This is a genomic window from Undibacterium sp. YM2, from assembly GCF_009937975.1.
Taxonomy (GTDB): Bacteria; Pseudomonadota; Gammaproteobacteria; order Burkholderiales; family Burkholderiaceae_D; genus Undibacterium.
Genome location: NZ_AP018441.1, coordinates 686,986 through 709,401, shown reverse-complemented (window position 1 = coordinate 709,401; position 22,416 = coordinate 686,986). Strand labels below are relative to the sequence as shown.

The window sequence follows — 22,416 nt, the reverse complement described above, 5'->3', positions numbered from 1 at the left end:
GCGCGTATCTTGAAATAAATTTTTTTACAAAACCCTGTACGCCAGCCTGTCCAGCCGCGTACCGCTAAGCCGCCCCAGCAGCTTGCGCACGGGATCAGGATAATCCGTATTCTTTTCCAGCTCACGGTAATGTGAAATGACCGTCGTTTTCTCCATGATGCTGCTCAACTCATCCTGTCTTTGCTGCAGCAGTTCATGCTGCGGGTCATGCATCAGCAAGGCGTTTTCCAGATCGAGGCGGAAGGCACGCGGATTCAGGTTATTGCCGGTCATCAGCGCATAATCCTGGTCTATCCACATGCCCTTCAGGTGATAGGTATTGTCGTCGTCCTTCCACAGACGCAGTTGCAATTGCTGGCTGGTGATTTCTGCCTGATGGGATTTGGCAAAGCGGCGCAAGTTAACCTCGTACAGATAAGGCAAGGCGGCAATGACCTTGAAAGGTTCTTCAGGTGGGATAAAGAAATCATTGGCCGTCTTGTCACCCACGATGATGCAGATGCGCACGCCGCGCTTCAGGGCGCGGTTAATTTCACGGGTGACAGCCAGCGGGAAATTAAAATAAGGTGTGCAGATGGTGATCTGGTTCTTGCTGGCAGCGAGCAACTGGCAAATGACTTTATTCAGTGGATTGTTTTTACCCACACCCACCAGCGGTGTCACGCTCAGGCCATGCCTGTCATGTTCTTGCTCAGCCACATGGCAGTCATAGCGGGCGCTTTTGAGCCTGCTCCTGAATTGCTTGATTTCGCGGCGTATGCTGCGGGTGCCGGGTATCTGGGGCATATCCAGCCTGTGTACGGCAGCGGCAGATAGTAAATGTTCACGGATGAATTGCACCATGCTGTTGGCCAGCACTTTATTGTGTATCAGCAGGTAGCGGTCATGGCGGTATTTATCCTGCTTGTGCAGATACACATTATTCAGGCTGGCACCACTGTAGATGACTTCATCATCAATGACAAAGCCTTTCAGGTGCAACACGCCAAACAGTTCACGCGTCTGCACGGGAATGCCGTACAGAGGCACGGTATAGGCATTGGCCTTGCTGATCTCCTGATACCAGGCGGCATTGCCACCACTCTTTGCTGCACCTATCAGGCCACGCTGCGCCCGGTGCCAATCGACCAAGACGGCGATATCAAGTTCGGGCCTGGCCTTCTTGGCGGCATACAATGCCTGCAATATCTCTGCCCCGGCTTCATCATTTTGCAGGTAGAGGCTGCACAGATAAATCCTGTGTTTTGCCTGGGCAATTTTTGCCAGTAAAGTGCTGCGGTAGTCTGCTGCGCTATGCAGCGTCTGGACAGCATCCGCCTGTAGCGGGATACCGTTTAAATGCGTAAGGTCGGAAGCGGACTTGAAGAGGCGCATGTCTGTCTATGAATGTCTGTGGATACCAGTGAAAACCTGACGATGGTAACACCAGCGCGGCCTCAGATGCTAGCGAAACAGATGTGCCATCCTGAAGCTCGATTGTTGTCCCAGTTGCTGGAAATGCTGATCCAGCCAGACTTGCGCACGGGCACGGCCTTCTGCATGCAGGCTATGTAAAAAAATTGCCTGTGCATTCATCTTGCTGTGGCTACTGAGCTGGCTCATGAGTTCAGGTGCGGCAATCACATGCAGATTCAGCTTGCGCAAACGGCGTTCCAGCTTGCCCCAGGTCAGCCAGCCACGGTCTGCTTCGCGCTTGGCCAGCAACAATCCCTGCAGCTCCGTATGAAAAGTCGAGCTGAAACCCATCTCGGTCAGACGGTGCCAGATTTCACTTGCAGACGAAGGAATCTGCGCCCTGGGCTGGGCATGCAAAAGGATGGCGATGATGTCCCTTGCCTTGCATTTATGCACCAGTGGAAACAAAGGCGGGTTAGCAGTCAGGCCACCATCCCAATAGGCTTCGCCCTCTATTTCCACCGCTCTGTGTATCATCGGCAAACAGGCGGAAGCCAGCAAGACATCCAGGCTCATCTGGCGGTTGCGGAACAGTTTTAGCGTGCCGGTACTGACCTGGGTAGTGGCGATAAAAAGTTGTATGCCAGGCAGCTGGCGCAAGCGTTCAAAGTCTATCTGCGCCGCCAGGATATCGCGCAAGGGGTTGATATCGAAGGGATTGAGCTGGCTCGGTGAGAAAAAACGTGTCCAGGCAAACAAATGCTTCATGGCTGCCGGTAACTCTGATTGAGCAGCGATATCCGCTGTCAGCACATGCTCATCCACGACCGTATTGAAAGGGGAGATGCTGGCGACGCTATCCCAAAAATTCTTCAGCGCCTGCCTGGCCCCATCTGCCCCGCCTTGCAAATAGCCATGCGCCAGTGCCACCGCATTCATGGCCCCGGCGCTGGAACCACTGATCGCCTCTATACTGACACGCCCATCTTCGAGCAAACGATCAAGCACGCCCCAAGTCAGTGCGCCGTGTGATCCACCACCCTGCAATGCCAGTGTGACTGTTTTGTTCATTCTATTCCCTTTCCAGAGGCATGCGCCATGAGGGAGAGTGAAGCATGGAGGTGACCGGCTTATGACGTGGTCAGTATGAGAGAGTGGTAAGCAAGGGGTGTGCCTATGAGTATTGAGCGCGCTAACTTCGTAGGTTGGGCTACGGGGTATCAGCCCAACACTCGGCATTTAAATCACGTAAACATTTGCAAAGGCCGAGTGTTGGGCTGATGAAGCGTAGCCCAACCTACACCCTAGCCCAACCTGCGATTAACCCAACCGCGATTACGATATTACAAGCGCCGCCACACCTGCCATCTTTCCTTACCCGCAAACACGGGGATGGAATCACTGACCGCCCGCTCTTCGAGCAAATCAAAATACGGCAACATCAATTCACGGAATGCCGCACTGTGTATGGTAAATGGCGGCCCTTTGAGCGATGCATCTGGCGCATCATCAAAGAAAAAATACCCTGCCAGCAAAGCGCCTGTGGGTAACAGTGCAGCCCAGCGTTTGACAATATCTGCTCGCATCCCAGGTGGCAAGGCGCAAAAGAAGGCGCGTTCATAGATCAGGTTTAGCTCTTGCTCTGGAGTGTAGGCAAAAAAATCGGCCTCGATAACATGCTTACCCCACTCGCCTATCGCTGCCTGTGCACTGCGCACGGCAGCAGGCGAAAAATCGATGGCGACCACTGGCCAGCCTGCTTGCGCCAGAAAGGCTGCTTCATAGCCATTGCCACAACCCGGAATCAGCGTATTCATGGGCTGAGATGCAGCCTGCATGAAAGCTTGCAAATCTGCCGGTACATTACCCTTATCCCAGGGAGTAAAGTTTTTTTCAAAACGCTCGTCCCAGAATTGCGGATTGCGTGGGTCACGGTTAATGAAATCAGCCATGCTTCTGTATGAACTTGTTGCGTCAGATTTTGAAATAAAAATGCAGCAGCAATTGCGCCACCACGACACCAGAGAACAGTCCCGCGCCAAAATACACTATCGTACGCAACAGGCGGTTGGTGCGTCTTTGCTCAGTCAACAAGGCCATCAGCATTTCATCGCTATGCCGGGGTTCGGCAGCGCGTGTCAGGGCCTGATGTGCAAGGCGCGGCAATTGCGGGAAGATATGGCTGTAGCGTGGCGCTTCGTCCTTGAGCTTGTCTATCAGGCCGCGCCAGCCTACCTGTTCGCTCATCCAGCGTTCAAGATAGGGCTTGGCGGTTTTCCACAAGTCCAGGTCAGGGTCAAGCTGACGGCCCAGTCCTTCTATATTGAGCAGCGTTTTTTGCAGCAGCACCAGTTGCGGTTGTACTTCTACATTGAAACGGCGTGAAGTCTGGAACAGGCGCAGCAAGACCTGACCGAAAGAAATATCTTTCAATGGCCGGTCAAAGATAGGTTCACAACAGGCGCGCACTGCTGCCTCAAGCTCATCGACGCGTGTCTCTTTGGGTGCCCAGCCGGATTCTATATGCGCTTCGGCCACGCGCTTATAGTCGCGCTGGAAAAAAGCCAGAAAGTTTTGCGACAGATAATCCTTGTCGAAATCATTGAGGGTACCAACGATACCGAAATCCAGCGCAATATAACGGCCCAGCGTCGCTGGCGCGGTCGATACCAGAATATTACCGGGGTGCATATCAGCATGGAAAAAGCCATCGCGAAACACCTGGGTAAAGAAAATGGTCACGCCATCGCGCGACAGCTTTTGCAAATCAACACCGGCTTCGCGCAATTTATCCAGTTGCGAAATCGGTATGCCCTGCATGCGTTCCATGACGATGACTGAGGACGAGCAATAATCCCAATGCATCTCTGGCACCAGTAGTAAATCCGAATCGGCAAAATTGCGGCGCAACTGGCTGCCATTGGCGGCTTCGCGCATGAGGTCCAGCTCGTCATGCAGATACTTGTCAAACTCGGCCACGACTTCTTTTGCCTTGAGACGTTTGCCATCTGCCCACAGTGCTTCCAGCCAGCCCGCAGCAATCTGCATGAGTGCCACGTCATCATCAATGGCTTCTTTCATGCCGGGGCGCAGCACCTTGACGGCAACTTCGCGGCCATCTTTCAAGGTGGCGAAATGTACCTGGGCGATGGACGCAGAAGCGACTGGCACACGCTCGAAACTGGCAAACAACTGGTCAGGATGTGAGCCCAGGGATTTCTTGATCTGCGCGATTGCCAGGTCAGGGTCGAACGAAGGAACGCGGTCTTGCAGGTGCGTCAGTTCATCGGCGATGTCCGGCGGCATAAGGTCGCGCCGGGTTGATAATACCTGGCCAAACTTGACGAAGATGGGACCCAGTTCTTCCAGAGCCTTGCGCAGACGCTCACCACGTGGTGCTGACAGGTCACGCCAGAAAATCAGGATGTCTATCAGGCGTGCCGTGCGTGGCACTGACAGACCGGAGATCGCAATTTCATCGATGCCATATTTGATGGCGATACGTATGATTTTCGCCAGTCTGAGAAACTTCAATATCATCCGCGCATCCTTTCCAGTTTTTCGATGCGCTTGATAAGACGCTCGACATCATCCCGCGTCTTGTTGACTTCGGTACTAAAGCCCTGCACGGCCTGAGGCCGGACCAGCATGGGGTTTTCTTCTAAAAAATATTCAGCCAGGTTTTCCTGGATTTTTTGATGGGTCTCCAGTGCAGTCTGGTGCAGGGATTTTGCAAAGCCTACCATGCGCACTGCCGCTACATCACCAAACAGCTTGCTCAAGTCTTCTTCCGCTTCCCAGCGCAAGTTTTGGCTGAGATGGGAGATGGTATTGGCAAAGTCTGCGTCACCTTCTATCTTCACATAAGAAAAAGCACGCTCACGGTTTTGCGCAATCAACGGCAAATCGCTGAGTTTGACGTAGATGGTGACTTGCGCCAGCTCGTTGGCAGCGGCGCTTTCCAGCAAGCCATCTGGCGCCACTTTGAGGCGCAACTGCATGGTTTGCAAGTCTATACAGGCAATTTTACCGGCATGCGGCAAGAGCTTGTTTTTAGCCCAACCTTCTTGTGCCAGTAAATGATTGATAAAAGTTACAAAAGGTGCGATGGAGATCATGTTCAAATCAGGGCAATTACAAAATACCGAACCAGCATGAGATGCACAGGCACAGGTATCGTGCAAATAAAAAAACCGCCCGGCAGTTGCAGGGCGGTTCCAGTTTAACAGCTTATCGCAGCCAGCATCGCTGCGTAGCGTCAAAACTTTAGGAGTCTCGCAAAATTGTTCCAGCAATCTTGCAGCGCCGACGACAGTACAATTGTACGGCTAGGCGCTGCAAGGCCGCTGGAGCGGTTTTGCGTGAGTCCGTCATTACATTTGTTGAATACCGGCCAACACCCAACCACCCTGACCATTGACTGGCTTGGACAGATTCCAGACTTCATTGAAGGCTTCTGCCGGTGCATTGGCAGCTTCCTTGATCATGCCTGTGAACTTGATGCTGGCCAGGTAATCGGCACCTGCAGTCTCTACGCCCAGCAGATCGGCATTCAAAGTCACAACATCGGTGACATTAGGCGATGCGCCACGTTCCTGAATCTGCAACTTCAGTTCAGCATACATTTCTGCCGTTGTGAATTCACGCAAATCATTAATGTCAGCCTTGTCCCATGCCGCTTGCAGGCGGATGAAATAGCTTTTTGCATTACGCAGGAAGCCTGGCACATCAAAGTCAGCCGGAATAGTCCAGTTGGCATTGGTATCAGCATTGCTGCCACCGGACACTGGCGCATTGCTTTGGAAAGCCATAGGCTGCGGTGTTACAGAAGGAACGCCTGCAAACGCTGGCTGATTAAAACTATTGCCCGTGCTTTGACCATTCTTGTTACGGAACAGACGTATCACGAAGAAAATCGCAAAACCTATCAGGGCAAAAGTCAGCAAGCTACCCAGCATGCTGGCAGCTGCGCCGCCCAGGCCAAAATGCGACAAGGCTGCGCCCAGCAAGGCACCACCGATCAAGCCACCGGCTATACCTTTCCAAGGGATACCTGGTTTGGGAGGTGTCACTGCAGGTGCACCGGCAGCAGGTGCAGGTGCAGCAGCCGGTTTGGCCGCGTTAGATGGAGACGGCGGCGTAGCCTGACGCGTTACATTATTGGATTGACGACCTATAGAGCCGCCACCACCAAGACGCTTGGCTTCTGCGTCAGAGACTGTCATTGCCATCGTACTTGCTACGACCAGCATGGCGATCAGAAACTTTTTCATCATTCGACTCCCGTTTGTTTCAAGGTTTTATTACTTCAGACTGCTTTTTTCAGATTTTTTACTTCACAATTGCATTACAACTTGATACCGGTGTGTAAAGCGGCCACACCTGCCGTCAAATTAAAATATTGCACACTTTCCAGACCTGCTGTTTCCATCATGCCCTTCAGGGTTTCCTGATCAGGATGCATGCGTATCGATTCAGCCAGGTACTTGTAGCTGTCAGCATCGCCAGCTATCTTTTGCCCCATCCAGGGCAAGACCTTGAACGAATACAGGTCATAAGGTTTTTGCAAAATTTCTGGAACCTTGGAAAATTCCAGCACCAGCAATTTGCCACCCGGTTTCAGTACACGCTGCATTTCTGCCAGTGCCTGATCCTTGTGTGTCATATTGCGCAAACCAAACGCCACGGTCACTCTGTCAAAGTAATTATCCTGGAAGGGTAATTTTTCTGCGTCGCATAATAAAGTGGGGGTGATCAGGCCCTTATTCAAGAGGCGGTCACGCCCTACCCTGAGCATGGACTCGTTGATATCGGTATGCCAGACCTCACCGGTCTTGCCCGCCTGACGCACGAATTCCTTGGTCAAATCACCGGTACCACCGGCAATATCCAGCACCTTGAAACCAGGGCGCACACCAGCCTGGGCGACCGTGAAAATCTTCCAGACCCTGTGCAAGCCAGCCGACATCATGTCATTCATGACATCATATTTGGCGGCGACGGAATGAAAAACCTCGGCGACCTTATGGACTTTTTGATCTTCTTCTACGGTGGTGTAACCAAAATGGGTGGTATTGCTCATGTTATCTGCCCTGTTTTCTTCAAGAATGCTGAATTATCACGGTTTTCTGACGCCTGTAGAAATTTCCACTGCCTGACATTCAGCTTCTTATGTAACGGATTGTATCTCAATCACTGCAAGTTTCTGCACACTATGCAAAAAAATCAGTTTTCCCCTGTCAGCGCCCTGACCACAGCTCGCTGCCACTGCGCTGCATTCCTGGTATTCCAGACCAGGTGGACTTCTTCCATGCATTGAAAACCGCAGTCCGTCACTTCAAGCCGCACCAAATCGGCATCGTCGAGGGCAAAGTCAGGCAAATAGGCCAGGGCCTTGCCCGACCTGACCATGGCCAGCAGCAATTGCAAATCATCTATCCAGTAGGCGATGCGGCGCGGGAACTGGTCATCACGCCAGCCATCAGAGTGTTTGCCACGTTGCTTGCCGCAAAACAAGGAGCGCGCAGGGCTGACAAAATCATGGGCCAGCACCTGGGTACTGGTGAAACTCTGCCCTGGCTGGCTGGCAGCACCGCCCAGCAAGGGATGCTGTTTGCCCGCCAGCAATTGCAGCCTCAGCGTACCCAGAGAAACACTGGCCCAGTCTGCCGACCAGTGGGCAGCGCGGCCATGCAAGACTTCGCCGGTGACCAGGGCGTGGCTAGCCTCCCCCTGGCCAATGCGGCCAGGGCATCTTCTTCATACATACTCAGCAAATGCATGTCTGCCACCGGGTAAGCCGCCATGGCCTGCGCCAGTTGCTCGGCATGCCGCCACAGCAGTATGGCCGGGCCAGCCACGCGGCAACTGATGCTGGCGTCGTCACCCCGCACATCGGCCCTGGCCTGGTCAGCCATGGATAACATATTGCGGGCAAAGTCCAGCATGCGCTGGCCGCTGGCATTCAGGCTGAGCTGCTTGGCAGAACGGTCAAACAAGACCGTATCCAGATCGCCCTCCAGCCTGCGCAAGGCCTTGGAAATGGCAGAAGGAGTCAGGTGCAGCTCCAGCGCCGCTGCTCCCAGCGATGGCTGTCTTGCCACGCAGGCAAAGATTTTGAGGTCTATGAGATTCATCTTATTGGGGCTTCTATCTTAAATTTCCAATTTGGACATTAAAAGTGAATTTATATTGCTTTACGAGACATTTTAACAGACCTACTATGTCAGCATCTCTTACTCATCTTGATCCCGCCATGACCAGCACTGAAAACCTGATACACCAGCAATGGATATACAGCCGCCATCCAACCGGCATAGTCAGCAACGAGCACTATGAATTGCGCAGCCAGCCTCTCGATACCTCGCTGGACCGCGATGAAGTATTGATAGCCGCCCGCTATATCAGTGTAGACCCCTACATGCGCATCAACCAGTCGTCCAAACCTACCTACAACCCGGAACCGCACCAGCTCAATACCGTGCAAGCTGCTGGCGTAGTCGGCCAGGTGCTGGCATCGAATGCTGCCAGCCTCAAAGCCGGTGACTGGGTATTTGGCATGACAGGCTGGCAAAGCCATGCGCGCGTGCATGTCAGCGCACTGACCAAAATCGACCCTACCATTGCCCCAGTCTCCACAGCGCTGGGCGTACTCGGCATGCCGGGCCGCACCGCCTGGTTTGGCCTGACCGAAGCAGGCAAGCCGCATGCAGGTGAAGTGGTCGTGGTATCTGGAGCAGCCGGTGCAGTTGGCTCACTGGTGGTGCAATTCGCCAAACGCCATGGCGCAAAAGTGTTGGGTATCGCTGGTGGCGCAGAAAAATGCGCTTGGCTGAAGGACAAGCTGGGCGCTGACTGGGCGCTAGATTACAAAACCTTCAGCAATGACGAAACACTGAGCCAGGAGATACTCAAACTCACAGGCGGTGTCGATGTGTATTTCGATAATGTAGGCGGCATGGTCACCGATGCCATTATCCCCATCATCAAGCGCCGCGCCCGCATCATCATCTGCGGCCAGATCAGCCAGTACAACGGCGGCCTTGACGTCCCAGAAATGGGCCCGCGCCTGCTGCAGCACATGCTGTACCAGCGCGCCACTATCCAGGGCATACTCGCGCGCGATTACCTGCACCGCATGGATGAAATGCTGGCCATCGTCTCGCCCTGGGTCAAGGCCGGTGAGCTGGTGCTTGAAGAAACCATCATCGATGGTTTTGAACAATTGCCGAGCGCCCTGAATTCTTTATTCACAGGCGAACATCGCGGCAAATTGCTGGTGAAGGTATAAGCAGATGAAACGCTTGCTCTCATTCTTCCTGCTCAGCTTTTGCTGCATCTTCAATACCCACGCCGAAAACAAACATGGCCCCACCTGGGGCGTACACGGCATGCTTTTGTTCGGCAACAGCGAAGGCATGTATGTCTCGCACCTGCCGATGTTCCATGCGCCGCATGATTACCAGGTCGTCTTGCAGATACGCTGCCTCGATCAAAAACTTGATGCTGCTATCAAAGCCAGGCTGGAACAAAAACTGGTCTTGTGGACCATGGAACCAGAACAATTCGAGATCGCCAGACTGGCCGCAGACAACAAGACACCGCTGAAACAGTTCAAGGCCAATATCGTGCTTGGGCATTTTGAACAGGGTGGCAAAACCAAATACAAGGATGTGGCTGTCGTCGTTGAAAAAACCCTGATCTTCCGCCGGTTATCGCCACAAATGCGGGAGAGCAAGCAGGCTGTTTATCATCAGATAGGTAGTGGTACGCAACGCTTTCTGTTGAAGGAAATTGATAGCAGGCCTGACTTTGATCATGTGCTCGCGATCAGTGTGCCTGCGGCTGCAGCGATGGCTGATGTAGTGGTGAAGAAGACGGGATTGCAGGCAGTGAGTGATGCGGAGTTTTTGCAGGTTTTGCAGGGTAAGGTGGATAAGCGGGCTGGCGTAAAGGGGACAATTTATCTTGATAAGGCGGATTTGGAGTAAGTGACCAATCGCATAGAAATTACAACTCCACAAAAACAGCAATCGTATTGGCTGCGCTTTTGAAGTTGGGGTTGCTTTTGACTTTCAGCAGTTCCCATGTGTCGACGCCGTTTGTGCTGTACAGAAAATGGATTAAGAAGGACCGCTGTTTGAGGTGTAGTAGGGGTTTCGAAGTGCATGCACTTCGCCTGCGTAACGGTATGCGCTTGCAAGCGCGTACTCCTTAGGGCAAGGCCGAAGCGAGTTTCGGGCCTTCCCATTTTTTGTACTGCGCAAACGGGAACCCCCTTCAGGGGGATGTTGGCAGGGTTTCGCAAAGCATGCTTTGCGCTGACAACATCTAAGCCGCTTGCAAGCGGCGCAGTGGAATCGACGCCTGGGTCGCCTTTTTGGCCCACCTTTTTGGCGAAGCAAAAAGGTGGGTAGCCGCCGGTCTACCACCGGCCTGCAATCTTAAATAGCGTATGCAGGTAGTTAAAAAACGAATTCAGAAATATCGTTTCGTTTTTTAGGAATACGTTGATCGGAGGCCGAGTGCTGGGCTGGTGAAGCGTAGCCCAACCTACGGACCACAATCTTAATAAGATGTGAAACCGTTTTAAAATCGACTCACAAAATCACGCGATTCTGACATTAAAAAACTACACGGCATACTGCGACCACCGCTAGATTCCTGCCTTCGCAGGAATGACGCTAATATGAGTATGGTTTATCAAAAAATGGCAGTGCTGGTCTACACCTGAGACGTAAAATCTGAGAATTGATATCTGAGATAGATGCTCACTCAATGCTTAGTCCCACAACTCCCCCCACCCTTCACAGGCATAGGCGCATCCCGCCCAGTCTCTCCGGCAAACCCCGCCGCCTGCAATTTCTCCAGATATTCCTGCCAGACCTGAGCCTGGTTTTCACCCAGCCAATACAAATAATCCCAGGTAAAAATCCCCGAGCTGTGCTGGTCAGAAAAGATAGGCTTGATCGCATAATTACCGACTGGCTCTATGCCCACGATGCCAACATCGCGCTTGCCTGTTTGCAGGGTCTCCTGACCCGGCCCATGACCACGCACTTCGGCAGAGGGTGAAGACACGCGCAGTAATTCAAAGGGCAAAGAAAACTCCTTGCCATCATCAAAAGCGACTTCAAGCACCCGCGATTGGGTGCGGGCATTCAGGGAAGTGGGTTGTGGATTACCTATGCTCATGATGCGAAATTCGAAATAATGGTTTGCCTTAATTGCGGCAACAAGTTGCGACGTGCGTCCAGTGCAGACTGATCAGCCGCATCACTGCGCGCAGCAGCCCAGATGGGGTTGGGGAAATGCGCATCATCGGTATACCGTGGAATCAGATGCCAGTGCAGATGCGGCACCATATTACCCAGGCTGGCGACATTCATCTTGTGCGGTTGCATGACTGCACGTATAGCGGCTTCCAGCTTCCAGACGGCTTGCATGAAAACGTTTCTATCGTCTGCGGACAAATCCGTCATCTCTTTGACATGCGCATTCCAGATGACGCGACAAAAGCCGGGGTAGTTGGCGTCATCAACGAGGATGACGCGTAACTGATCGGTGCTGACGAGGACATCACCAGCACTGGCATCACATAATTCACAAACAATGCTCATTACACCAGCACCCTTTCTATACCACCGTTATTGGCTTTGGCGACATACTCTGGCATCCAGTTTGGCCCGAGGATATGCTTAGCCATTTCGACGACGATGTAGTCGGCAGTCGTGCCAGAGTCTTCATCATAGCGCGTCAAACCTTGCAAACAGGCCGGGCAGGATGTCAGGATTTTGACGTCGCCGGTAAAGCCGTCAGCGCGCAGTTTGTCTGCGCCCTTGTTCATTTCTTCTTCCTTGCGGAAGCGTATCTGGGTAGAGATATCAGGGCGCGATACTGCCAGCGTACCTGCCTCGCCGCAGCAGCGGTCATTCTTTTCTATCTTGACTTCATCAACCGTGGTGATCAGTGCATTCACCGTTTTCAGCGGGTCTTGCAATTTCATCGGTGTATGGCAGGGGTCGTGATACATATAACGCGTGCCATTCACTGCCGCCAGCTTGACATCTTTTTCCAGCAAAAATTCATGGATGTCGATGATGCGGCAACCAGGGAATATCTTGTCGAATTCATAGCCCTGTATCTGGTCATAACAAGTGCCGCAAGAGACGACCACAGTCTTAATATCCAGATAATTGAGCGTGTTGGCCATGCGATGGAACAGCACGCGGTTGTCGGTGATCATCTTCTCGGCCTTATCGAACTGGCCGGCACTGCGTTGCGGGTAACCGCAGCACAGGTAACCTGGCGGCAGCACGGTTTGCACACCAACATTCCACAACATCGCCTGGGTTGCCAGGCCAACTTGTGAGAACAGCCTTTCTGAACCGCACCCAGGGAAGTAGAACACGGCTTCCGTATCTGCTGTCGTGGTTTGCGGATTGCGGATGATGGGGACCATCTTGTCATCTTCAATATCCAGCAAGGCACGCGCCGTTTTCTTGGGCAGATTGCCCGGCATTTTCTTGTTGATGAAGTGGATCACCTGCTCGCGTATGACAGGCTTGCCAAGGCTGGCCGGTGGTGCCTTGGTCTGCTTTTTGGCGAGCTTTTTCAATACGGTATTACCGAGGCGTTGTGCTGCCACACCCCAGCCAAATATAACCTGGCGCGCCGCCTTAATGGTGGCAGGGTCTTTGGCATTTAAAAAGAACATGGCTGATGCCGTGCCGGGGTTGAACGACTTTTTGTCCATCTTGCGCAAGAGATTGCGCATATTCATCGACACATCACCAAAGTCGATATCGACCGGACAGGGCGTTACGCATTTATGGCAGACAGTACAGTGGTCGGCCACATCTTCAAATTCTTCCCAGTGCTTGATAGAGATACCGCGGCGCGTCTGTTCTTCATACAAGAAGGCTTCCACCAGCAATGATGTGGCCAGGATCTTGTTACGTGGCGAATACAGCAAATTCGCACGAGGCACATGGGTGGCACAGACAGGTTTGCACTTGCCGCAACGCAGACAGTCCTTGACGCTATTGGCGATCGCACCGATATCACTTTGCTGCATGATCAGGGACTCATGCCCCATCAGGCCAAATGAAGGCGTGTAGGCATTGCGCAAGTCGGCAGCAAAGTCTGGCAGGTTCAGCAGTTTGCCCTTGTTGAAGCGGCCTTCAGGATCGATGCGTAATTTGTAGGAGCGGAAATCCTTGATTTCATCTTCAGTCAAGAATTCCAGCTTGGTGATACCTATACCATGTTCGCCCGAGATAACGCCATTCAGTGAACGGGCCAGCACCATGATGCGGGCAACGGCATGATGCGCCACTTGTAGCATTTCATAATCGTCAGAATTGACCGGCAAATTGGTATGCACATTGCCATCCCCTGCATGCATGTGTAGGGCCACGAAGACACGGCTGCGCAAGACTTTTTTATGCACGGCCACGCATTCATCGAGTATCAGCTTGAAGGCAGAGCCGCTGAAAATCTGGCGAAGTTGTGCACGGATTTCTGTCTTCCAGGATACCCGCACTGTCCTGTCCTGGACGATGGAAAATACGGTTACATCAGGCTGTGCTTTTAATCTTTCGTCGAAGACAAATTCCAGCTTGTCCAGGCCCAGTTCCAGCAATTCTGCCTTGGCTGCGCTCAGTGGCTTGTCGAGATTATTCAGCAGATAAGTCCAGCGTGCTTCTGCTGCCTGTAACAAGGCATTGGCTTCATTGACGCGGTCTTCCAACAATTCAGACGCGGGGATATCATCGCCAGCAGCATCTTCACTCTTGCCCAGCGGCAGATTGGGTTTGGCGAAAAAGCCCTTCAGGCTATCGAGCAAGGCCAGCTTGTTTTGTATCGATAATTCTATGTTGATGCGCTCTATGCCGTCGGTATATTCACCCATGCGGTTAAGCGGTATCACCACATCTTCATTGATCTTGAAGGCATTGGTATGCTTGGAAATCGCTGCTGTCTTGGCGCGGTCCAGCCAGAATTTTTTGCGTGCCTCTGGGCTGACGGCAACAAAGCCTTCACCGACGCGGGTATTGGCAATGCGTATGACTTCAGACGCGGCCTGGGCCACGGCATTTTCATCATCGCCAACGATGTCGCCAAACAAGGCCATCTTGGGCAAGACGCCGCGCTTGGATTTGGTCGTATAACCGACCGCGCGCAGATAGCGTTCATCCAGATGTTCGAGGCCCGCCAGAATAGCGCCGCCCTTGCGGGTTTCGTTATCGAGGTAATCCTTGATTTCAACGATGCTCGGTATCGCATCACGTGCCTGACCGAAAAATTCCAGGCAGACGGTGCGGGCAAACTTGGGCATCTTGTGCAGGATCCAGCGTGCAGATGTAATGAGACCATCGCAACCTTCTTTTTGCACACCTGGCAAACCCGCGAGGAACTTGTCAGTCACGTCCTTGCCCAGACCTTCTTTGCGGAAGACGCGGCCCTTGATATCAAGTTGCTCGGTCTTGAATGGCTGCTTCTCGCCAGGGTGTGTCCATTCGAGCTTGAACTTGGCCACTTCCACATCATGAATTTTGCCGAGATTATGCTCAAGGCGTGTCACTTCCAGCCAGTCGCCGTTAGGATCAACCATGCGCCACGAAGCCAGGTTGTCGAGTGCAGTGCCCCACAGTACCGCCTTCTTGCCGCCTGCATTCATGGCGACATTGCCGCCTATGCATGAAGCTTCGGCCGAGGTGGGGTCTACGGCAAATACAAAGCCGGCTTTTTCAGCAGCATCCGAGACGCGCTTGGTGACGACACCGGCACCGGAATAGATGACCGCATAATCGCGATCAACGCCCGGCAGGCGCGTCATTTCGACAGCGCCCAGTTGTTCGAGTTTCTCAGTATTGATGACTGCCGACAAAGGCGTCAGCGGTATCGCGCCGCCGGTATAACCCGTGCCACCGCCACGCGGGATGATGGTCAGGCCCAGCTCTATACAGCTTTTGACGAGGCCGGCCATTTCATCTTCGGTGTCTGGCGTCAGCACGACGAAGGGGTATTCCACGCGCCAGTCGGTTGCATCAGTCACATGCGATACGCGGCTCAGGCCATCGAACTTGATATTGTCTTTTGCAGTGAAGCGCGCCAGCAGCCTGTTGGCTTTCTTGCGCAAATCATAGGTGTCACGAAATTCCTTGGAAAATGCCGCCACGGCCTTGCGGGCGGCCTGCACCAGCGTCTCTACGCTATTGCTGCGCTCTGCATCGTCGTCATTGGCTGTGCTGAGACGGCGCTTTTCAACTTCAGCCAGCCTGTGGTTCAGCGCATCAATCAAATCCTGCCTGCGCTTGGGGTTATCCAGCATATCGTCTTGCAGGTAAGGATTGCGCTGCACGACCCAGATATCACCCAAGACTTCATACAGCATGCGCGCAGACCGCCCGGTCTGGCGTTTGCCGCGCAATTGATCCAGCAATTGCCAGGCATCTTCGCCCAGCAAACGGATCACAATCTCGCGATCAGAAAACGAGGTGTAGTTATACGGAATTTCCCGCACGCGGGTCGGTGTGGCGCCTTGGGGTGCATCTGCGAGCAAGGCCTGGATCTGGGCTGGAGCATTCATCAGTGACGTGGTTGGACGGATATATAAAAGTCCATTCTAACTTATTGCGATGCACCACGCGCCAACAGCCTTGAAGTTTATACGGTAATGAATGGTGATTCTGGCAATTTTCCAAATGGAATTTGGCAAATACCCGCCAGAAGTATCTAAAACCGTCTTTTCTTGCAAATTAGCCACGACAGTAGCGGCATATGAGTTGTATTGGTAAATTTGATTTTCATCAATACTTCAATTTTACACCCCCTTTACAAATGACCGACAGTCATTTAATATAAGTTTCAAATGACCGATGGTCATTTGAAACTTATGGAGAACAAAAATGAACAAGGACTTACAAGACAAATGGGCACTGGTGACGGGTGCATCGAGTGGGTTTGGCATTGATTTTGCACAGCTCCTGGCAGAGCGTGGCTGCAACCTGGTACTCGCAGCCAGGCGCGAGCAGGCAATGGAAGAACTGGCAAGTCAATTACGAGCGCAACACCAAATCAAAGTATTTGTGATTGGCATTGATCTAGCCAGAACCGGTGTAGGTGCAGAGATGAAAGCTCATACAGACGCGTTAGGTGTCGCTATCGACATCCTTATCAATAATGCTGGATATGGCCTCTTTGGTGAGTTCATCAGACAAGACTTGGAGAAAACACTCAACATGCTGCAATTGAACATGGCCAGCCTAACTGAACTTAGCCATGTATATGCCACAGACATGAAGGCCCGTGGCGGTGGCAAGATATTGCTGGTGTCCAGCATAGGCGGCTATCAGGCAACACCTTACTATGCAGCCTATTCCGCCAGTAAAGCATATGTATTGCTATTTGGCGAAGCCTTGAATGAAGAATTAAAGAAATACAATATCGCCGTTGCAGTACTGTCACCTGGCATTACCGCAACGGATTTTCTGAAAGTATCAGGGCAAAAAGCAACCGCCTATCAGCGCAGCATGATGATGAAATCACGCCCGGTCGCTGCAATTGGCTTGAAAGCACTGTTCAAGGGCATACCGAGTATCATTCCGGGGATGGCCAATAAACTGACTATTTTTTCCAGCCGCTTTACGCCGCGCCACTTACAAATCAAAATGGCGGAAAAATTGATGAAGAACTAGCATTTACAAGGAATTGAAGCACTGATGGTAACCCGCGCCAAAGATGATCAAGCCAAACTAGCCAGACGTGTCGACATTTTGCAGGCGGCACGCCGCCTGTTCATGCTTAATCCGCACCAACTACCTTCTGCATCGCGCATTGCCGAAGAGTCTGGCCTCGCCAAGGGTACTGTTTATCTGTATTTTTCTACCAAGGAAGAAATTTTCCTGGCATTGCTGGAAGAAGAATTTTCGTTGCTACTGGAAGAAGTGAAAAATATTTTTGCAGATGAGAAGCAGATATCTGCCTCCGTATTTATTACGCGCTACGTCAATTACCTGGAAGCGCGGCCAGAAATGCTTCGTCTGGACGCAATGGCGCACAGTGTACTGGAACAGAATATGCACGAAGACAAATTGCGCGCATTCAAACTGTCGCTCATACAAGTCCTGGTTGATACTGGAGAAGTGCTTGATCAAGCTTTGAAACTACCACCAGGGCGTGGTGCCAGCTTGCTGACGCGTACCCATGCAATCACCAGGGGACTATGGCAATCACTCGACTATTCGCCGATGTTACAAGAGATATTAAAAGACGCTGTGTTTGCCCCTATACGACCAAATTTCAAGGCTGAACTAAGACAAACATTAGAAGAATATTGGAGAGGCGCATTGGGGTTTTGATTTATTCCCTGTGGCGTATGACAAGATTGCGGAAAACCCATGCTTTCCGCAATCTGTGGAGAATCAACCCAGCAAAGCAGGCGCAGTCTTGCCGTATTTCAGTGTAGTTTCCACTGGCAACCAGTTACCAGTGGATTCCTGACGGCCTTGCAGCAGGAAGCGTGGGTTGGCTTCTTTGGCAGCATCAGCAGCAGCCTTGGACAATTCACCGATCTTGCCTTTTTTGAGTCGGTTCACGACCAGGCCGATTTCTGTTTCTTTGAAATCGCGCAGCATGTCGTAATCACCATCGCTGTCGCCAGCGACGAAAACAGGGCCATAGCCTTTTTTGGCGACCAGTTCACGTTTGATGACGACAGTCTTGCCTGGGCCCCAGTTCAAAGGCCAGTCTTTGCGGTAGGCGTTTTTATACACGTCACCGTTTTGTTCCAGGCGTAGGCCCAGGACGTTTTCACGTTGTACGTGGTAACCGTATTTTGGATTGGTCGCGAATACGGCAACCACGTCTTCCAGCGAGGCGGTGCTGACGTATACGTCAAAACCATTCTGACGGAAAGTGTTCATCAGTGTCGCCACTTCTGTACACAGGCGTATGCCGTGGAAGTGGGCAGTTGTGATGACACCGGCCACACCAGGCAGAGATGAAGGGCTGGTATATTTGGTCTTGGTCAGGCTCATGCCGAGGTTGGCGTCATTCGATGCTTCTGCCAGTGCGCTGACTTCGGCAACGGTCATGTTGGCGAAGAAGTAGATGACCCATGGGTAACCGACATTCACGCCATGGGTGTCATTGACGGCTTCATAAAGGAAATAGAGCTTGGCGCGGAAGTCCTGGAATTGGGCAGTTTCAACGATTTCTTCGAGGCTGCGGCTACCGGCCATGCCTTTGTAGTTGGCATGCAGGTAGGCATAATCGCTGTCGAGGTCAGTACATACACTTTCCAGATCTAGAATCTTGCCTGCGGCATTTTTGTAGTCAGCCGTGAAATTACCAGCCGGTACGTTTTGACGGATGGTTGCAGAGAATTCTTGCGGGCTCAGCTTGAATGCCAGGTGATTGATCTGGTACATCAGCAGCGCTTCTTCGCAGTCATTCATGATGCTGGTGTTGTCCCAGTCGAACACGGCGTAAGGTTTGCGCTTGGCAGAATAGGTCTTGCTGGTATTGCCATGCTTGGCGATCAAGGCCGCAACCAGATCACGGTTGCGTGGTGACCACTTGGCGGCATCGAGGAATACTGCTGGCGCAGCTGCGGCCGGTTTAGCCAGTGCAGGTGCAGCCAGGGTCGCGCCTGCTGCAGTGGCAACCAGGCCTTGCAAAAAGCCACGGCGTGGCTGTTGATGGGTTTGTTTAGTATCTTGCATTTGATTTCCTCAATGAGCGCATGACATGCCACATGCCGGGCATGTATCTTTATTAAAAACTTGTTTAAGCGTACAGAACTTGCATAGTGTGATCGTGCGAATACTGCTTTTTTTGACTACTTTCCGGCAAGCATTATAGTCAAACATTGTGACATCCCTGCAATAGGCACAAAATTTTTAAGCAAATTTGTCTATACATTAACTACCAGGTCTGATGGCATGAGCGGACTGCCATTCTGTTCTACTACATCCAGCACCGAATACAAATGGCATAAATGCACTTCGGAAGGTGCAAACAGACGTACCGGTAAATCGCTCATGCCTATGCCCTGGCTGGTCAGCAATTGCCGACCGTCTGGCAAGGCAAACAAACCCCTGGCATAACGGCGCTCTCCTGAGCCGGGCGGCAAGACCAGCGGCTTGCCACCGGGCGTGGCGATTTGCCCGCCATGGGTATGGCCGCAAAAAGCAAGTTGGAACTCATGTTCCGCCGCATGCTTGAGACCCAGCGGCGAATGCATGAGCAACAAGCGTACCTCGCTTGCCCCGGCAAAAGTCTGGTCTGCGTCAGGCATGCCGACGCCAGGTTCATCCAGGCCGCAAATCGAAATTGCATCAAAGGGAGCGGGCAAGCGTGTGTTTTGATTGAGCAGGACCTGGACACCTGCTTCCTTGAGGCAATTTGCGATATGCACGTCATCCAGCCACAAATCATGATTACCCATGACGGCAAACTTGGGAGTAGCGGGATTAAGCAAAGCCAGAGGCTTCATGAGATACCGCATGTGTCTGGCATGCAGCGAGACAAAGTCGCCGCCAAACAGGATGACATCCGGTGCAAAATCAGCAATGGCGGCAAATGCCTGGTCCAGCAAACGAACATCCGTCAACGGGCCTGCATGCAAGTCTGAAATGAAGGCCAGCTTGCAGTGAAAGCCTTCAGGCAGAGGCAGGTAAAAATCACGCCTGTCGATGTGCAAACCACCTTGCAGCTTGAGCGCATAGGCAATGCGCGCTGCCCAGTTTTCTTGATAGAAAGCGGCTTCCAGCCCCTCACCCGCACGCCGCCACCAGCCATAGTATTTACCCCTGCCCATGCCTGATCAGAAGATGAAGTTGGCGATTTTGGACCAGACCCCTTCTGGCACCTTCAACAATAACCAGGTTATGACGATATAACGCAGAAACTTACCCACGGCCATATATAACACGCTGGGCCAGAAAGGCAGGCGCAGCCAGCCTGCCAGGGTGCAGATGGGGTCACCTATGCCGGGCAGCCAGGCCAGCAGCATGGTCTTGGCACCAAAATGCTGTAGCCAGCGATACCAGTAACTCTCACGTTCGCGGTCAAAAGCCTGCTTGGCGGCATAGCCCATGCCATAGTCGACCATGCCACCCAGAGTATTGCCTATGGTAGCGACGATGATGACTTGCCAGAAAAGCGCGGGATTGCTCCTGATGACAGCAAAAACTGCCGGTTCAGACCCCATGGGTAACAGGGTGGCTGAAATAAAACTGATGAGAAATACCGAACTCAAACCGACTTCAGGTACGGCCAGGACACTTAATAACCAATGGACTGCGGCTTCTATCATCGTGGTTTGATATGGCTGTAAAAGGCATACATTATAATGGCGGCTGCAATTTCTAATCAGCAAGTAATCAACAAGTAAGTAACAAGTAAGTATTTAGACCTGAATTAGCTTTAGATCAGGCCCAAATAAGCCATTTTTAACTAACAATAAGACATCCATGAGCACCGATTATCTGAAGAAGATCCTGACAGCGCGCGTCTATGACGTCGCATTTGAAACCCCGCTGGAATACGCTACCAGCCTGTCGGCTCGCATGGATAACCGAATTTATTTCAAACGCGAAGACATGCAAAGCGTGTTCAGCTTCAAGCTGCGCGGTGCTTATAACAAGATTGCCCACCTCACGCCAGCACAACTCAAGCGCGGCGTCATCTGTGCCTCTGCCGGTAACCATGCCCAGGGCGTAGCCCTGAGCGCCAGCAAAAAAGGCTGCAAGGCAGTCATCGTCATGCCGACCACCACACCACCGGTCAAGATAGATGCCGTGCGCACCCATGGCGGTGACCTGGTTGAAATCGTGCTGTTTGGTGATTCCTATACCGATGCTTACGGCCATGCGCTGGAACTGGAAAAGAAACGCAAGCTGACCTTTGTCCATCCTTTCGACGACCCTGACGTTATCGCTGGCCAGGGTACGGTAGGCATGGAAATTTTGCGCCAGCATGCCGAGCCTATCCATGCAATCTTCGTCGCGATTGGCGGCGGTGGCCTGATCTCTGGCGTCGCTGCTTACGTCAAGGCAGTGCGCCCTGACATCAAAATCATCGGTGTGCAAACGACAGATTCTGACGCCATGGCACGCAGCCTCAAAGCTGGCAAGCGCGTGACTTTGAATGATGTAGGACTGTTCTCAGACGGCACAGCCGTCAAGCTGGTAGGTGAAGAAACCTTCCGCCTGGCCAAGCTGTATGTCGATGAAGTGATTACGGTGGATACCGACGCAGTCTGCGCCGCCATCAAGGACGTGTTCCAGGATACCCGCAGCATTTTGGAACCTGCCGGTGCATTGGCAGTGGCCGGTTGCAAGGCCTACATAGAACGCGCCAAGGCCGACAAGAAACCGCTGAAAAATGAAACCCTGGTGACCATCGCCTGCGGTGCCAACATGAATTTTGACCGCTTGCGCTTTGTGGCTGAGCGTGCCGAAGTCGGTGAAGCGCGTGAAGCTGTGTTTGCCGTGACCATACCAGAAGAGCGCGGCAGCTTCCGCCGTTTCTGTGAACTGGTGGGTGCACGCAATGTCACAGAGTTCAATTACCGCATCAGTGATGAAAAGACTGCCCATATTTTTGTGGGCATACAAGTACACGACAAGCTGGAATCTGGCAAAATTGCCAAGAATTTTGAAAAGCACGGCTTCCCTACCCTGGATTTGACGCATGATGAGCTGGCGAAACTGCATATCCGCCATCTGGTGGGTGGCAAGAGCAGCCTGGCCAGGGATGAATTACTGTACCGCTTTGAATTCCCTGAACGCCCAGGCGCTTTGGGTCGTTTCCTGAACAGCATGGCACCAAACTGGAATATCAGTTTGTTCCATTATCGTAACCATGGCGCAGATTACGGCAGAACTTTAGTTGGTTTACAGGTTCCAAAGAAAGAAATGAAGGCTTTCCGCGAATTTTTGGCAACCCTGGGTTACCGTTACTGGGATGAAAGCAAGAATCCCGTTTATCAATTATTTTTGGGCTGATGCA

At 52.3% G+C, this 22,416-nt stretch carries 20 protein-coding genes; 5 read left to right on the top strand and 15 right to left on the bottom strand.

What is annotated here, in order from left to right; all coding sequences use genetic code 11:
* Nucleotides 1–24: 24 nt before the first annotated feature.
* From pssA to UNDYM_RS30440, 9 genes are all read right to left on the bottom strand, one after another.
* Nucleotides 25–1,374, bottom strand: coding sequence for a CDP-diacylglycerol--serine O-phosphatidyltransferase (gene pssA / locus UNDYM_RS03320; protein ID WP_162039761.1), 1,350 nt, complete (start codon nucleotides 1,372–1,374; stop codon nucleotides 25–27).
* 69 nt (nucleotides 1,375–1,443) lie between these two features.
* Nucleotides 1,444–2,466, bottom strand: coding sequence for a patatin-like phospholipase family protein (locus UNDYM_RS03315; protein ID WP_162039760.1), 1,023 nt, complete (start codon nucleotides 2,464–2,466; stop codon nucleotides 1,444–1,446).
* Nucleotides 2,467–2,738: 272 nt separating this feature from the next.
* Nucleotides 2,739–3,347: a methyltransferase domain-containing protein gene (locus UNDYM_RS03310; RefSeq protein WP_162039759.1), complete on the bottom strand. Its 609-nt coding sequence runs from the start codon at nucleotides 3,345–3,347 to the stop codon at nucleotides 2,739–2,741.
* Between the two features lie 22 nt (nucleotides 3,348–3,369).
* Complete coding sequence (ubiB, locus tag UNDYM_RS03305; protein ID WP_162039758.1) at nucleotides 3,370–4,935, bottom strand: ubiquinone biosynthesis regulatory protein kinase UbiB; 1,566 nt, start codon at nucleotides 4,933–4,935, stop codon at nucleotides 3,370–3,372.
* A complete protein-coding gene (locus UNDYM_RS03300) occupies nucleotides 4,932–5,513 on the bottom strand; it encodes an SCP2 domain-containing protein (protein ID WP_162039757.1) in 582 nt (193 codons plus the stop codon). Before UNDYM_RS03300 ends, ubiB begins: the two co-directional genes overlap by 4 nt.
* A gap of 255 nt (nucleotides 5,514–5,768) precedes the next feature.
* Entirely contained in the window at nucleotides 5,769–6,668 is a 900-nt protein-coding gene (locus UNDYM_RS03295) for a Tim44 domain-containing protein (RefSeq protein ID WP_162039756.1), read from the bottom strand.
* Nucleotides 6,669–6,742: 74 nt separating this feature from the next.
* Entirely contained in the window at nucleotides 6,743–7,477 is a 735-nt protein-coding gene (gene ubiE / locus UNDYM_RS03290) for a bifunctional demethylmenaquinone methyltransferase/2-methoxy-6-polyprenyl-1,4-benzoquinol methylase UbiE (protein WP_162039755.1), read from the bottom strand.
* A 143-nt stretch (nucleotides 7,478–7,620) separates the two neighbouring features.
* Nucleotides 7,621–8,091, bottom strand: a complete 471-nt coding sequence (locus tag UNDYM_RS30445; RefSeq protein ID WP_232063685.1) for a LysR substrate-binding domain-containing protein — start codon at nucleotides 8,089–8,091, stop codon at nucleotides 7,621–7,623.
* Nucleotides 8,031–8,531, bottom strand: coding sequence for a LysR family transcriptional regulator (locus UNDYM_RS30440; RefSeq protein ID WP_232063684.1), 501 nt, complete (start codon nucleotides 8,529–8,531; stop codon nucleotides 8,031–8,033). The genes UNDYM_RS30445 and UNDYM_RS30440 overlap by 61 nt, the downstream gene beginning before the upstream one ends.
* Before the next feature lie 86 nt (nucleotides 8,532–8,617).
* On the opposite strand from UNDYM_RS30440, the gene UNDYM_RS03280 reads away from it, so the two are divergent.
* Together UNDYM_RS03280 and UNDYM_RS03275 are read left to right on the top strand one after the other, a co-directional pair.
* A complete protein-coding gene (locus tag UNDYM_RS03280) occupies nucleotides 8,618–9,685 on the top strand; it encodes an NADP-dependent oxidoreductase (RefSeq protein WP_232063683.1) in 1,068 nt (355 codons plus the stop codon).
* Nucleotides 9,686–9,689: 4 nt separating this feature from the next.
* Nucleotides 9,690–10,385, top strand: coding sequence for a hypothetical protein (locus tag UNDYM_RS03275; protein WP_162039754.1), 696 nt, complete (start codon nucleotides 9,690–9,692; stop codon nucleotides 10,383–10,385).
* A 784-nt stretch (nucleotides 10,386–11,169) separates the two neighbouring features.
* Here the strand turns inward: UNDYM_RS03275 and UNDYM_RS03270 are convergent.
* Genes UNDYM_RS03270 through UNDYM_RS03260 form a run of 3 tightly spaced genes read right to left on the bottom strand, consistent with a single transcriptional unit; the run spans nucleotide 11,170 to nucleotide 15,988 of the window.
* Nucleotides 11,170–11,589, bottom strand: coding sequence for a gamma-butyrobetaine hydroxylase-like domain-containing protein (locus UNDYM_RS03270; RefSeq protein ID WP_162039753.1), 420 nt, complete (start codon nucleotides 11,587–11,589; stop codon nucleotides 11,170–11,172).
* A complete protein-coding gene (locus UNDYM_RS03265) occupies nucleotides 11,586–12,014 on the bottom strand; it encodes an HIT family protein (RefSeq protein ID WP_162039752.1) in 429 nt (142 codons plus the stop codon). The genes UNDYM_RS03270 and UNDYM_RS03265 overlap by 4 nt, the downstream gene beginning before the upstream one ends.
* Nucleotides 12,014–15,988 (bottom strand): FAD/FMN-binding oxidoreductase, encoded by a 3,975-nt coding sequence (locus UNDYM_RS03260; protein ID WP_162039751.1) that lies wholly within the window; start codon nucleotides 15,986–15,988, stop codon nucleotides 12,014–12,016. Before UNDYM_RS03260 ends, UNDYM_RS03265 begins: the two co-directional genes overlap by 1 nt.
* A 319-nt stretch (nucleotides 15,989–16,307) precedes the next feature.
* On the opposite strand from UNDYM_RS03260, the gene UNDYM_RS03255 reads away from it, so the two are divergent.
* Nucleotides 16,308–17,096: an SDR family oxidoreductase gene (locus UNDYM_RS03255; protein WP_162039750.1), complete on the top strand. Its 789-nt coding sequence runs from the start codon at nucleotides 16,308–16,310 to the stop codon at nucleotides 17,094–17,096.
* A 24-nt stretch (nucleotides 17,097–17,120) separates the two neighbouring features.
* Complete coding sequence (locus UNDYM_RS03250) at nucleotides 17,121–17,759, top strand: TetR/AcrR family transcriptional regulator (protein ID WP_162039749.1); 639 nt, start codon at nucleotides 17,121–17,123, stop codon at nucleotides 17,757–17,759.
* A 63-nt stretch (nucleotides 17,760–17,822) separates the two neighbouring features.
* On the opposite strand, the gene UNDYM_RS03245 is transcribed toward UNDYM_RS03250, so the two are convergent.
* The 3 genes from UNDYM_RS03245 to UNDYM_RS03235 form a co-directional block, all read right to left on the bottom strand.
* Entirely contained in the window at nucleotides 17,823–19,124 is a 1,302-nt protein-coding gene (locus UNDYM_RS03245) for an HAD family hydrolase (RefSeq protein ID WP_162039748.1), read from the bottom strand.
* A 191-nt stretch (nucleotides 19,125–19,315) separates the two neighbouring features.
* Complete coding sequence (locus UNDYM_RS03240; RefSeq protein WP_162039747.1) at nucleotides 19,316–20,221, bottom strand: metallophosphoesterase; 906 nt, start codon at nucleotides 20,219–20,221, stop codon at nucleotides 19,316–19,318.
* A gap of 6 nt (nucleotides 20,222–20,227) precedes the next feature.
* Complete coding sequence (locus tag UNDYM_RS03235; RefSeq protein ID WP_162039746.1) at nucleotides 20,228–20,719, bottom strand: YqaA family protein; 492 nt, start codon at nucleotides 20,717–20,719, stop codon at nucleotides 20,228–20,230.
* A gap of 103 nt (nucleotides 20,720–20,822) precedes the next feature.
* Here UNDYM_RS03235 and ilvA point away from each other — a divergent pair, with 103 nt between their 5' ends.
* On the top strand, nucleotides 20,823–22,412 hold the full coding sequence (gene ilvA / locus UNDYM_RS03230) for a threonine ammonia-lyase, biosynthetic (RefSeq protein ID WP_255456549.1): 1,590 nt from the start codon (nucleotides 20,823–20,825) through the stop codon (nucleotides 22,410–22,412).
* The last annotated feature ends 4 nt before the right edge of the window (nucleotides 22,413–22,416 follow it).